13 protein-coding genes and 2 pseudogenes are annotated in these 12,657 nt (G+C 60.6%); 6 read left to right on the top strand and 9 right to left on the bottom strand.

Annotated features, from left to right (window positions below; translation table 11 throughout):
- Window positions 1–95 precede the first annotated feature (95 nt).
- The gene (locus ACTGJ9_RS29185) at window positions 96–473 is read right to left on the bottom strand and encodes a c-type cytochrome (RefSeq protein WP_456673885.1); all 378 of its coding nucleotides are present in this window, start codon (window positions 471–473) and stop codon (window positions 96–98) included.
- 776 nt (window positions 474–1,249) lie between these two features.
- On the opposite strand from ACTGJ9_RS29185, the gene ACTGJ9_RS29180 reads away from it, so the two are divergent.
- Window positions 1,250–1,444 (top strand): hypothetical protein, encoded by a 195-nt coding sequence (locus ACTGJ9_RS29180; RefSeq protein WP_456673884.1) that lies wholly within the window; start codon window positions 1,250–1,252, stop codon window positions 1,442–1,444.
- A 589-nt stretch (window positions 1,445–2,033) separates the two neighbouring features.
- On the opposite strand, the gene ACTGJ9_RS29175 is transcribed toward ACTGJ9_RS29180, so the two are convergent.
- From ACTGJ9_RS29175 to ACTGJ9_RS29145, 7 genes are all read right to left on the bottom strand, one after another.
- Complete coding sequence (locus ACTGJ9_RS29175; RefSeq protein WP_456673883.1) at window positions 2,034–2,453, bottom strand: cupin domain-containing protein; 420 nt, start codon at window positions 2,451–2,453, stop codon at window positions 2,034–2,036.
- Window positions 2,454–2,501: 48 nt separating this feature from the next.
- Window positions 2,502–2,972, bottom strand: coding sequence for a pyridoxamine 5'-phosphate oxidase family protein (locus ACTGJ9_RS29170; RefSeq protein ID WP_456673882.1), 471 nt, complete (start codon window positions 2,970–2,972; stop codon window positions 2,502–2,504).
- A gap of 142 nt (window positions 2,973–3,114) precedes the next feature.
- Window positions 3,115–4,032, bottom strand: coding sequence for an NADP-dependent oxidoreductase (locus ACTGJ9_RS29165; protein WP_456673881.1), 918 nt, complete (start codon window positions 4,030–4,032; stop codon window positions 3,115–3,117).
- Window positions 4,033–4,208: 176 nt separating this feature from the next.
- Complete coding sequence (locus tag ACTGJ9_RS29160) at window positions 4,209–5,468, bottom strand: MFS transporter (RefSeq protein ID WP_456673880.1); 1,260 nt, start codon at window positions 5,466–5,468, stop codon at window positions 4,209–4,211.
- A 64-nt stretch (window positions 5,469–5,532) separates the two neighbouring features.
- On the bottom strand, window positions 5,533–5,961 hold the full coding sequence (locus tag ACTGJ9_RS29155; protein ID WP_456673879.1) for a YybH family protein: 429 nt from the start codon (window positions 5,959–5,961) through the stop codon (window positions 5,533–5,535).
- A gap of 639 nt (window positions 5,962–6,600) precedes the next feature.
- Window positions 6,601–7,041, bottom strand: coding sequence for a hypothetical protein (locus ACTGJ9_RS29150; protein WP_456673878.1), 441 nt, complete (start codon window positions 7,039–7,041; stop codon window positions 6,601–6,603).
- Window positions 7,042–7,367: 326 nt separating this feature from the next.
- Window positions 7,368–7,721 (bottom strand): LysR family transcriptional regulator, encoded by a 354-nt coding sequence (locus ACTGJ9_RS29145; protein WP_456673877.1) that lies wholly within the window; start codon window positions 7,719–7,721, stop codon window positions 7,368–7,370.
- Window positions 7,722–7,841: 120 nt separating this feature from the next.
- On the opposite strand from ACTGJ9_RS29145, the pseudogene arsH reads away from it, so the two are divergent.
- The 5 genes and pseudogenes from arsH (at window position 7,842) to ACTGJ9_RS29120 (ending at window position 11,598) form a co-directional block, all read left to right on the top strand.
- Window positions 7,842–8,449, top strand: a pseudogene (gene arsH / locus ACTGJ9_RS29140) (arsenical resistance protein ArsH).
- Between the two features lie 333 nt (window positions 8,450–8,782).
- Window positions 8,783–9,115, top strand: a pseudogene (trbF, locus tag ACTGJ9_RS29135) (conjugal transfer protein TrbF); the annotation flags it as partial.
- Between the two features lie 8 nt (window positions 9,116–9,123).
- Window positions 9,124–10,146, top strand: coding sequence for a P-type conjugative transfer protein TrbG (trbG, locus tag ACTGJ9_RS29130; RefSeq protein WP_456678664.1), 1,023 nt, complete (start codon window positions 9,124–9,126; stop codon window positions 10,144–10,146).
- Entirely contained in the window at window positions 10,143–11,354 is a 1,212-nt protein-coding gene (locus ACTGJ9_RS29125; RefSeq protein WP_456673876.1) for a TrbI/VirB10 family protein, read from the top strand. Before trbG ends, ACTGJ9_RS29125 begins: the two co-directional genes overlap by 4 nt.
- Window positions 11,355–11,358: 4 nt before the next feature.
- Window positions 11,359–11,598 carry a DUF2274 domain-containing protein gene (locus tag ACTGJ9_RS29120; RefSeq protein WP_085394424.1) on the top strand — a complete coding sequence of 80 codons (240 nt, stop codon included), beginning with the start codon at window positions 11,359–11,361 and terminating at the stop codon, window positions 11,596–11,598.
- Here ACTGJ9_RS29120 and ACTGJ9_RS29115 read toward each other — a convergent pair.
- Window positions 11,571–12,527 (bottom strand): LysR family transcriptional regulator, encoded by a 957-nt coding sequence (locus ACTGJ9_RS29115; RefSeq protein WP_456673875.1) that lies wholly within the window; start codon window positions 12,525–12,527, stop codon window positions 11,571–11,573. The genes ACTGJ9_RS29120 and ACTGJ9_RS29115 overlap by 28 nt on opposite strands.
- Between the last annotated feature and the right edge of the window lie 130 nt (window positions 12,528–12,657).

The following is a 12,657-nucleotide window of genomic DNA, read 5'->3' as shown; positions in this document are numbered from 1 at the left end:
TCGCTCAAGTCAGGCATTCAATCCCCTCCGCGAGGGGCCGAGATGCGTTCACTGTCCGGCGCAGGCGCATTGCTGACGTTTTGCTCAACGAGCCGCTACTTCAACGTCGCAAGATAGGCGACCAGGTCCGCCCGATCCGTCGAGTCCTTCAGCCCTGCGTAGGGCATCCTGTTTCCGGGAACAACCTTCTGTGGCGATTCCAAATACGCATCGAGGATCTTTGCCTCCCAAACAATGCCGGAACTCTTGATAGCGTCACTGTAGTCGAAGCCGGGAACCGTACCTGCCTTTCTGCCAATGATTCCTTCCAGTCCCGGCCCGACGCGGTTGCCATGATCCGTTGCATGGCACGCTGCGCAGGTTTTGAAGATAACCTTGCCGTGCTCGGCGTCCTGTGCGTAGCTGGGAGTCGCGGTTGCTCCCGTAAGTACGAGCACCGCGATAAGCGCGCCAGTTTTTCCTACGCGTTCCATGGGGAACATCCTTTCTTGGATCGGGTTCAAAGGTCGTACGGCCGCGCAATGTAATTGTCGCCTGCCTCGGTGATAGACAGGGATCTTTGCGACAACGCGCGAAATTGGAAATTCCATTTGGATATGCATTCGATAGGCGCGAGATATCGTCACCTAAGAGCGCCTGTGCGCGCCTGCATCAGGCCTGTCGGCGATCAGCCGTCGTAGAGCAAGTACTGTACTGCGGATCGGCCGGTGTAGGACTTCGCGGAAGAGCGCTTCGCGATGACTGAATGTCCCGTATCGTCGCAAACGCCTAACGCCATGCGTCGGTCGCGACCCGTACGCTGGCCGGATAGCTCCTGCGGCAGGTCGTCTCGAGCAGGGCGAGGCGCACTTTTTAGTGCGCGACTGCGAGCGCGCCGTCGTCGTGGAGCATTTCAAGCCGGCTCATTGCCCGTCTCGTCTGAGGCCCCTAAGCCTTGGTATCATCGTGACGCCCTGTTTGGATGTCCCGAGTTCAACCTGCGCTCAATTGAGCGGCTGCTGACAATGCTCTTAGCTTTAGAGCATCCGACCTGCGCGCAGCCAAAGGAGAAAACAATGCCTTCCGCTTCGAACGTCGTGGGTGTGGCAAGGGCAGGCGATGCGCAGTCTGTGTCTCGTCCGACACTATTCGTGGCGAACGCCTTTTTGCTCTAAGAAGTGCATTGATCGCTTCAAGGCACACCGCAAAAGCGACCACAACCGATTCCTAATCGCTTTAGACCAAACACCCGAAGACCGCGCGAGGGCCCATGAGGAATCAGATTTCACGACGAGGCAAGGAATGTTTGAAGACAGCGCAGACGTTGCTGCGCACTGCCGAAACGATGACTGACCACGCGGTTGCGTTTCAGCTTAGGGTGCTTGCCGAGTACTACCAGCGGCGAGCAGAGAAGGCGTCGCTCGACGATGCGGCCAAAGCATTGGCTCGATCCGCCGACCGCTGAATACGAGTGGCATACATGAGTTGGTGGGCAGCTTCCTTCAGCGGCAATGGCGCCGACGAGATCGCATTCAGTCCAAAACGGAGCGTGGGGCCGCGCGAATAGCGCATCGCGAACAACACCTTAGAGGGTTGCCGCGTCATCCCAGCGCAAGCTAGCGGAAGCAAACTGATCGTGTTTCTCACGGCCGCGGCGACATACCGACCGTTCGCGCGGGGCAATGAAGCGGGGGCGATCGCCGGAGGCTTGCGGCTTGCGGCAGACTCCACGTTAGACGGATGGTAATGCCACTCGCGCGGTGCTGCTTTCCCAACGCGCTACCGGACGGAAACGTCGATGCGGAGCAGGCGCGCGTCCTCCCGAGCGCACAACTAACTACCGTTGCAACAGCTGTCCCAGCCGCCGGGCGTTTATGCTCTGCTTGCGACCGGCGCGAGGCTTCGAAGTCGTGGTCAACGGACCAGCGCTGCATGCGTCGGCCCGGCCGCATCCCACGCGGCTCCTGGGCCCCAGGGGCTGCCCTGCCCTTTCGGGAGCGGGTCTTGCACGCTGCGAGCCTCGATGCTTACCACTGCCGAGTGCATCTTAAGCGTTATTTGATGGGAATGGTCAGCGCTTTGTCATTGGTGTTGACGACGAAAACAGCGAGCAGCTTCGCCGGCTCGGTCTTGCTCGCGTTGCGGCTGATCGAGTGGGTCACACCCGGCGATTCGGACCAGCTCTCACCTGCCCGATAGACATGCACCGCGCCATCGTTCACCTTCGACTCAATCGCGCCCGAAATCACATAGGCGTAGATGAAAGCTGACTTCGCGTGGGTGTGGGGCGCGGAGGCTGCGTTGGGCGCGTAGTCGACTTCCAAGGCGATCAGCGACTTGCCAGGTATGTTAGGAATTGCAGCCTCGAAGTTCTGCGTGACGGTTTGCGCTTCGGCATCTTGGGCGTACATGGGGCCGGCCATCAAGAAGGCGAGGGCGGCGCAGTTGGCGGCGATGATGGTTCGGATCTTCATGGGCTTTCTCGCGCTGGGTGTCGGTCGGTTTCCGTTTTCGCGATGCACCTAGGTGCCGAGGGGTTTCACACCGTACTTTTGATAGTAGGTATTCCTGATTTCGTCCTGAGTTCGAGGAGGATGGGCAAAGACATGGGCTGGAGACAGTAATGGGGTGATAGAAGTTGTTTCGATTTTAACAACGTGATCAACAGGATATTCCTGGCCATTCGTCGCGCGAACTGAGTTGGCGATCATCAAAAACTCGTCATGGTCAGGCGGCAGTATCAACGCACGGCCCTTGAATCGATAGCCGCGCCTCTGGAAGATGTCGACCACGTTGATTTCGACGGCGGGATTGCGTTTCAAGTTCAGTATGGTCCGGGGGGATGCGATATCGGCGAAGTAGAGAACGCCGTCTGTGACGGTCAAAGACGCCTTCGGCGAAAGATTGGGTGTTCCGTTCTCGTTGACTGTCGCGACGAACGACAGTATCGCCTGCTTGATGATGCTCTCCATGTCGGCGGTTATTTCAATCATAGATATTCTCGCTTCATTCTTCGAGAACCGTTCCTAGCGCCCGGTCCGCAGTAGCGCCGCGGCGCGTGGACGTAGGCGGGCCAAAGAGGAGGGCGCCGACAATCCAGTTGGAAGAGGGGAACCCTTCGCCTTTTCTGTTTCCTCACGGACGAACTCGGATGATGGTTTTCCCGCTGATCCGCTTAGTCGGATTCAGAGCGGCGACGGCATCGTCGATGCTCGCGATGTTGCCGATGTTTGTACGCAATCGTCCGTCCCGCACCCGCTGGACGATCTCACCCAGTTGGCCGCGATCAGGCACGAGAACAAAATCGATCGTCAGGCCGTCGGCGGGCCGCGCCTCGATCGGCCCAGCGATGGTTACCAGCGTTCCTCCGGCTCGAATCAGGTCCGCGGACCGCTGCGCGATGTCGCCGCCGATGACATCGAAAACCAGATTGACTCCGCCGATATCTTCGAGAACGTCGTTCTCGACGTCCACGAACTCCTGCGCGCCGAAGTCGAGCGCCTTCTGGCGGTCGGCGGCGCGTCCGGTGCCGATGACGTACCCGCCGGCCTCACGTGCGAGCTGCGCCACCATCGAACCGACGGCGCCGGCCGCGCCATGCACGAGAATGCTCTGCCCCGCCTGAAGGCGGCCGTGCACAAATAGTCCCTGCCACGCGGTGAGGCCCGGCATCGCCACGGCCGCACCCACCGTGAAGTCGACGTCGCCCGGAAGAGGCGCGAGATTGCGTGCCTCGACGGCCACATACTCCGCTAAGGTGCCGCCGCGATACGAGTCCGAGAGACCGAACACCCGTTGTCCCACCGACAGCCCGGTCGTGCCATAGCCGAGAGCGGTGACCACACCCGCCAGCTCCTGGCCGGGAATTGTCGGCGTCCGGTCGCGGTCGAGGCGATCGGTCCAGGTCGAAGGCCATGTCAGCTCACCCGAGGTGAATCCCGACGCATGAACCTGAACGATGACGTCGTTTATCGCCGCATTCGGCTCGGGCTGCTGCACCAGCTTCATCCCGGCCGTTCCCGCAGCCTGATCCGTCACAACGATCGCCTTCATGATAAGTCCTCTTCGGTTATTAGTCTCTTTGCTGCATGTGTTCCGGTGATAACTTACGCTTGCGCCCGGCGCTACGGCCCGCCGCTACACCCGGCGCGGCGGAATTGCTGGTCGATTGTGGCCCATCCCCCTACACGGCATTTTCATCGGTCCTGCGGTAAAGCCGGCGACCATTCTCATGAGAGCGTTCCCTGTATTGGTGAACCGGTCGCGTTCGAGCTGTCGCAGGTGCCGTCTCCCGTCGTATCGGTATGCGGATTGCGTGCGCCGAGGACAGTGAACAGGGTTGCGACGACGGCTAGTCCGCCGTATCCGAGCGCGATCTGCGGTAGTGAGAACGCGTTCGAAAGTTGGCCGGAGATGAGGCTCGGGAAGGCGGCACCTCCGTAGCAGATAAGGTAGATCGCGCTGAAGATCGGCGCCCGTTCGGCTGGCGTGCTGCCATGCAGCAGGCCGCGGGTGGCGGCGCTAGTGGCGATTCCTTGGCCGGCTCCCGCGACGATGGTTGCGATGATGAACAAAACCAGTGTGCTGGCGGCGACCGCCGTGCAGAGGCCGATCATTCCGGCCAGAAAGGTAATCATACCAACGCGTTGGGCTACCGCGGATGTGAACCGGCCGCCAATGGGAGCGCCGAGAACGCTGAGCGTCATATAGGCGGCGAACACCAGGCCGAGGATGAGCGGGCTGCGGGTGTGGAGTTGATCTTCGACTAGCGCGGGCACGAATGCTTGGTAGAAGCCCCCGCTTGCCCATGTGGCGAGGAACACCGCCGCCGCAACGGGGAGCAGATGCCTGACGCGGGCGGGTACGCTGACCCGGGGTAATAGTGATCGCCAAGCGCCTGGCGTCGGAGTTGCTGTTTCGGGGCTGATGGCAATGAGTACGGCAGACAATAATAGGAACCCGATGCAAACTAGGTAGATGAGGTCGCGTGGCCAGGGACCGAACTGGACCAAGGCGCCGGAAGCGATGGCGCCGACAGTAAGGCCGAGCATCGGTCCCTGGCTGGAGGCGACGGACGCCAACCATTCCGGTCTGCTGGGTGCGGCGTCGACGATGTAGGAGCTCAGGCTGCTGCTCGCCAAGCCCGTACCGAGGCCCACGAGCAGCCGACCGACCAGCAGGACATCGATCTCGTGTACATTCAGCAACCGCAGACAGCCCAGCAGTATCAGGCTGAGGCTGATGATCGCAGTGAGCCGGCGGCCCAGATGATTGGACAGACGTCCCAGCCCCAATAGTGCGGTGATGGTGCCGATGGCGTAGGCGACGACGGCGATCGAGATGCCGACATTAGTGAAGCCGTTCTCCGCCCGATAGATGTTGTAAAGAGGAATCGGAGCGGCCGCCGCTGCAAACGAGACCACTAGCGAGACTACTGCGGATACGAATGCGAGCCGGAGCGTTCCGCCCCGATAAGCCTGGTTGATCACTGGTGCCACATTTCCATCGAGCCGTGTATCCGGCCTCGTCCAGGCCAACCCAAGAGCGGCTCCATCAGTGAGAGCTGCCGTTCCGCGCATATCTCAGGCCGCCTTTTGAACTAGTGCCCCTCGACTCGGTTAGGCAGCGCAATCGTCCGTCTCCGGAGCGGCGCACGACATCGGTCGCCGAGCCCCCAAGGTGCACGTGCTTGCCGTCCGGACCCGTGGCATCAATTGACCAGTCCAGCACGATCCGGGCGATATCGCCGGCAACGAACACTTGTCGCGCCTTGGCCTTCAGCGTTAGACCGACGGTGAGATCGCGCTCAAGTCGGGCGGCGACCTCGGTGTGATCAGCGATCGTTCCCTCGTCACTCGCGATGAATACGGCCTCTGCATCGTACAAGGCCATTATCGCGCTGACCTTACCCGAGTGAAATTGCTTCAGCAGCGGCACGACAATGCGTTCAGGTTCAGTAGGGAGCGGATTCGCGTCGGACATCAGGGGTTCCTGTTCGTGTTGGCTGAAACGGTTGCCCTAGCGTTATTCGATGAAGCCCGCGGCAGTGGTTGTCATTGATCGCAGCACGGGACGAAAGTTTCCAATATCCGGTGCGAATAGTTTGCATACCTGGGGGGAATTGTGCTGCGACAGTCCTCACTTGCATACATAAACCGAGGCGAGCCGGGCAGGCGGCGACCCACGTCACGGCGCGCGGCGAGAGCTAGCCGCAGAAGCAGTGCGCAATCCGTGTCACGCGTCCCATTATTCCGCGGATGTGACCGATCGTGAAGCCGCTTGATTGGGAGAGTGCGGTAGCCGGAATTACCTAAGACGAAGCGATAATCGGAGTAAATGCGATGCGTTCTATTTTTGCCTTGGGTCTTTTGATCAGCCTGTGTGCCCCTGCCAATGCTGCCACGGTGCATCACGCAGATCGCCGGCACGCCGTTGCCCGTCCCAACCAGGGCTTGATCTCCGGGCCCTTTTCGGGTTTTGCCTATGCACCGGTTGGGCCGCGGGTCCACTACGATGACCAGCCAAGTGTGTATGATAACCATTATAAGAACTGGGGCGGTTGAGACACGCGCTCGGTCCTCTCGGGCACGGCTGCGGAAGCGGCCGGACTGATCATCGAGATCACCCCGAACGCGTCGTAAGGCACGCTGCGGCGCAGGCGGCACACCCTGGCGAGGACGTCGGCATCGCCGGGCGGATCGGACGCCTCCAATAGCGCCTTTGCAAGCGTGAGATCCCCCTCGCTTTCTGAAACAAGGTTGATCTGACGGAGAACGAGTTGATCTGGCGGAGAACGACTAGCTCGATGCCGCAGTTGTCGGGATGCAATGTCGAATTGTGGATGATGAGCTCGTCGAACTGACATGACTGATGCGGATCAGCCCGGCCAGGGGAGACGCGCGTTTCCGGCCCGGCCCGCCAAGACACATCGGCGCAGACCAGACGGGATTCGCACTCCTCACGGAAATGCTCGTTCTTGAGAACGAGCGCTGTTTTCAGCGCATGCAGCCACCATTGTTTGACCTGGGCGCAGACGCTTTCCGGCTGGCCGGTGCCTTCCAAACGAAGTGCGATGAGCAGGGCGACAGCCGCTCGGCTTGCCGTTCCGTGTCGTGGATCACGGGCGCGATGTCGAAGCCTTGCGCCGCGTCGTTCTGCAACAGCCAGTCGGTGCGAAGCCGATCGAAAACCCCGTCCGCGATTGTAGCCGCGCCATTGCGAAAGCAGGTCGTCGTTCGAGGGAGGAACCCGACAACGCCTGCACGCTTTCGCTGTGCTCTCGAAACAGCGATATCGTCTCCCAGGCGAGCGACGGTATCTGTCTGATCTCGGCGCCGCGGCGCTCGATTGCCGCGAGCACGATGTCCCGGCCGTGCCGAAACTCGGACCTATCGTTGGGAAAGCGGTGATGGGAAGCCCAGAGGGATTTGCTGGCAACAATGCCACTCGATATCGAACTGGCTTTGCTCACTGAGCAGGCGCTGGAAGCCGTCAAGGAGTGCCCGCACCGGCTTCTCCAGCTCCAGCGCCTTCGCGGTTGGCTCCATGTGCATCGCAACGCGGACGAACATGGGTTCGTTGAAATAGACGCGCAACCGCGCCGGCGTCTTGCTCAGGGCAGGCTGGCGCGTATGGAGCGCGTCGGCGGCACGCGTGATGCTACGGTCGCGGAACAGCACGTCCAGGACCCGAAGCGCATGCAGGTCCAGATCCTCAGTGTGCTTTCCCGGAACAGTCTTCATATCTGCCCGACGATAGCTTAGCCGCGCCTCTCACACTACGCTAGCGCCACTTGCGGCACGCGGACAAAAAGAAATCGAGACCTGTATGAGGTCCTCGCGGGCCTCTCGCAGGATAGGGTCATCACACATCGCCCCCGAATTTTGCTGCCACTCCCTCGGGAGCGTTAGTTCAGCAGGTTCGCCACGGAAGAAGCGGCCCGACTGCTCAGGCTATTCGGCGCGGAAACAAAGATCTTCAATCCGTCGGGTCTCCCGTTGCCGGATGGCCAACCGTCTGACCACCCAAAGGTCATGGAGCTTCGCGAGCTGCCGGCTTGGTCGGAAGGTCAGGTGTGGTGCAGTCCGGAGCGTCACGGCGCGATGATCGGGGTCATGAAGGCGCAAATCGCTGGCGATGGGCGCAGTCTATCCGACGCAGGGAAGGACGATGGCGGTGATGTAGGTCAGCGGCGGCTCTCAGTCGTTCGACGCCGTGAACCCAGCTCCGCGTGCTCGGCCGCTGGATTCGCATGTTCACCATCCAGAATCAGTCGTCGGTAGCGAAAGCCTATGAACAATTGGACGACGACGGACAGATGAAGCCGTCGGCCTACTACGACCGCATCGTCGACGCCATGGTAGAGCTGGTGAAGTTCACTCTCCGTGCGCGCGGAACCTCGTCGTACCTGACCGACCGATACAGCGAGCGAAAGGAGGCCGCCCAGAAGCTCGCGGAGCGTTGCGTCTAGATGAGGCAATCTAAGGTGATTGCATTGGCGCCGCCTGGGTGCTCGAGGGAGTGTCGTCGAACTGCCACCCTCCTAGTTTAGCCGACGGCGATGAACGCCTCGATCCCTGCCTCACATGTACTAATAGCCTGCGCTCGTCCGCGGCAACCCAGTGGAGGCACCGGGACATCTCAAAAACCGAAGCGTCACCAGGACTTAAGCTCGGCAGCGATCGACCGTGCCGTACCAAATGCAGTACCGCCGCCAGTACGGAGCTTCGATGAACAATCGATTTCGCGACCCAGGTTCGTTGGCCGGTTGCAGCGTAAGGCAGGGTAATATCACGGCCGCCCTCTGCGCCAGAACTGGCTAAGGGCATATAACTTTACGACCGATCGTGGCGCGGCCTCGCTCAACGACTTCGCGCGCAACAACGATCCGTTTGCCAAGTTGGGCAAAGCGCAGATCTCCGTCGATGTCTCGAGCGTCATCCGCGCGTCTTCCGAAAGCTTCCGGGTCGCCTGGACCCAACGCATCTACGAGAATGGCTCGCTGAGTGCGACCGAGCGCTGGACCGCGATTCTGACGGTGGCAATCGAGACGCCGCGAGATGCCGAACGCCTGCGCAAGAATCCCCTTGGCGTCTACGTCCGCGCCATCAACTGGTCAAAGGAGCTGGGGCAGTGATCAAGACGATGCGTGACATGTGTTCGAAAGGTCCCATCCAATTCCGCAGGTTCAGCTCGAGCACGTGCAAGCTCGCGGCTTTGAGGCGAGCCCTTTTACCAGCTCTGCTGCTTGGCACCTCAGCGCTAGGTGGATGCGCGACCTACGTTCCGCCGGAAATCAGCTATGATGCCGAGGTCCCGCCGTTGCCGGCACCTCCAGCGCCGCTTGATGATCGAGCTAAGCCGCTTCACGTTCCACCGCTCTGGAAACCGGTTCTTGGCGGCAAGTCGGGAGCGAAGGAAGACGCTGAACCCGTAACCCGGGTTGAGAGCGCGAACAGCGCCGCGCGAGTCGAGCCGCGCAAAAGGGGCTACTTCAACGCGGCGCAGATTTACGCCTTCAGCCCCGGGGCGCTCTATCAGGTCTACGCCGCTCCCGGACAGATCACGGACATCGCGCTGGAAGAGGGAGAGCAATTGACGGGATCTGGACCGATCGCGGCAGGAGACACCGTGCGCTGGGTGGTGGGCGATACTGAGAGCGGGAGCGGGGATACGCGTCGCGTCCACATCCTGGTCAAGCCGACGCGGGCCTCGATCGAGACCAATCTTGTCGTCAACACCGACCGGCGCACCTACCTGATCGAGCTCCGCTCCCGCGAGCGGCCGTACATGCCGTCCGTTGCCTGGTACTATCCGGAAACCGTTCGCGAACGAACGCGCTCAGTCGCCCTCAGGCCCGTTATTCCAGATCCAACGCAGCGTGTCTTTCGCTATGCGATCGAGGGCGACAGCCCGCCTTGGCGGCCGCTCGCGGCCTATGATGACGGCCGCAAGGTCTACATTGAATTCCCGCAAGGGATCGTCCAGGGCGAGATGCCGCCGCTGTTCGTCATCGGTCCCGACGGCAAGACCGAACTCGTCAACTATCGCGCCCACGGCAATATGCTGATCGTGGACCGGCTGTTTGCAGCCGCAGAACTGCGGCTAGGCAGTGAGCACCAGCAGAAGGTCAGAATTGTCAGGACTGACGGGAGGCCGTCGTCATGAACGCGCAGAACGAAAACAATCCGGACGGGGTCATCCCGCCGCAAATACCAGAAGAGCAATCCAGGAGCTTCCGCCTGCGAGCCGAACCTCCGCGGGTCACACGATTGTCCCGCAAGGTACTGGCGGGAGGGAGCGCGGTCGCCCTGCTGGTTATCGGCGGAGCCGTATTGTGGTCATTGCAAAGCAATCGCCCACGCAGCCAGACGACCGACGAGCTCTATAGCACGGATCATCACAATCTTGCCGATGGTATTGAGGCGCTGCCGAAGGACTACACTGGCGCTTCACGCCAAACCGTGCCGCAGCTTGGTCCCCCGCTCCCAGGCGACCTCGGTCGACCGATCCTGGCCGCTCAAGGCCAGTCGCCGATGACAGGCGGAGATCCGGAACAGCAGCGCCGGGATCAAGAGAGCGAGGCAGCCCGTATCAGCCATCTGTTCGCATCGACCAATGCGAGAGAAATGCGTCCGCCCGCCGCCGCGGCTGTTGGAGGCGAACGCGTCGCGCCACTAAACGCAACGAGCACCAGGGAGGATGGATCTACGCAAAACGCCCAGGACCGAAAACTTGCCTTTGTGAACGCTTCTGTGGACCGCCGCACGGTAAGCCCTGACCGCGTCAGCAGGCCCGCTTCACCATACATTGTGCAGGCTGGGACGGTGATTCCAGGAGCGCTGATCACCGGGATCAGGTCAGACCTTCCCGGCCAAGTCACGGCGCAGGTGACGGAGAATTTATACGACACTCCGACCGGCCGCTTTTTGCTCGTGCCCCAAGGAGCGAAGCTGATCGGCAGTTATGACAGCCAAGTTTCGTTCGGCCAGTCGCGAGTGCTGCTGGTCTGGACCCGGCTGATCATGCCGAACGGCCGCTCGATCGTTCTGGAGCGGCAGCCCGGTGCTGACAGCGCAGGCTACGCGGGGCTCGAAGACCAGGTCGACAATCATTGGGGTGAGCTATTCAAGGCTGCGGCACTATCGACGGTTCTGGCTGTAGGGACGGAATTGGGAGCTGGTTCGGACACCAATAGCAACGACAGTGCCATCATTCAGGCATTGCGGCACGGCGCCTCCGACTCACTAAACCAAACTGGACAGCAGGTGGTTCGGCGCAGTCTCAACATTCAGCCGACTCTGACCGTGCGGCCTGGTTTTCCGGTTCGTGTCCTTGTCAATCGTGACCTCATGCTTGCGCTATACGGAGGCTAACGATTTGCCCAAGCTTAGAATAGGGGCACTGCCCGACGACAAGCCCGTCAAGGTCACCACTGAGATTCCAGCATCAGTGCATCGGGATCTCGTCGCCTATGCAGAGGCCCTGGCAATCGAAAGCGGGCAGCGCGTCGATCCGGCAAAGCTGATAGCGCCCATGCTGGCGCGCTTCATGGCCACTGATCGCGGCTTTGCGAAGGTACGGCGTGCGATTTATTCGCGAGAAGTAGGCGCTGGATAGCGTTCACCCAAAAGTGTGAGGAGGCTCAGTAGGGCCGGGCTTTCGTTATCACGTCGCCAGTGTGCGGATAAGCCAATCCTGCTAGCTCCTGTTCCGTCGCGCAGCTCTCGGTAGACCAAGCCAGGGAAAGTCGCGCCCGTCTCCGACTCCATGACCAGGCTAATCCCAAGGCCCATGCTGACGAGGCTTTTGATGATACCTCTGCTGACATCGTGCCGTTCTATCCTCGGTCGGTCAGCGCATACGAGCTTGGATGTCAGCAAGTCCTCGAGTTCCGGCCCCGGATCGTGTTGGCTCAACAAAACCTTCTCATTCCTAAGGTCGGTCCAGTAGATACTATCGCGTGCAGCCATCGGGTGATCTTGAGGAAAGGAAATGAGCACCCGCTCGCTCCAAAGTGGCCAAACATGGTTGCCCGGCAACGGCACCTCGCCCGTAAGGAAGAGAAGATCGAGGCTGCCGTTCCGGAGAGCCGTCGCTAAGCGAGTTTTTGATCGTTCCGCCGTGACTAGTTCGATAGCCGGAAAGCGACGCTTGAAGTCCAGGAATGTGGCGCGCAAATTGCCTGCTGACATAGATGTGCAAAACCCCACGCGCAGGTATTCTGGTTCGCACCCGCCGCTGGATGTGCGCGTTTTCATAAGGGCATCGATCTGCTCCAGGATAGTTCTCGCAGCCCGCAAGACATTTCGACCGGCGGGCGTCAATCTCACTCCGCTGCTCGAACGCTCGAACAGCATCATCCCGATCGACTGCTCGAAGTGCTTGATAGACCTGCTGAGCGCCGAATGGCGAACGGAGAGCAGTTCCGCAGCCCGTCGGAAGCTACCGCAATCGGCCGCGGCGACTGCGGATCGGAGATGATGGAGATCGACATTGTTGATGGTGGCGCGGTTAGCATCGCCGTCCTTTGATGCGTTGATATTCATCCCAGAGAGCCGAACAAGACCACATTTTCGACGGGCCAAGAATCTTTCAATGTCAGCTTTAGGTTGTAAATTCAACCAAGAGATGATGACAGAAATATGAATACAAATGCCAGCGTCCAAGCAGGAGCGC

Origin of the sequence: Bradyrhizobium sp. RDM12, assembly GCF_051917485.1 — a bacterium.
In the GTDB taxonomy this organism is placed as follows: domain Bacteria; phylum Pseudomonadota; class Alphaproteobacteria; order Rhizobiales; family Xanthobacteraceae; genus Bradyrhizobium.
The sequence above is the reverse complement of the archived record's forward strand: the minus strand, read 5'-3'. Positions and strand labels throughout refer to the sequence as shown.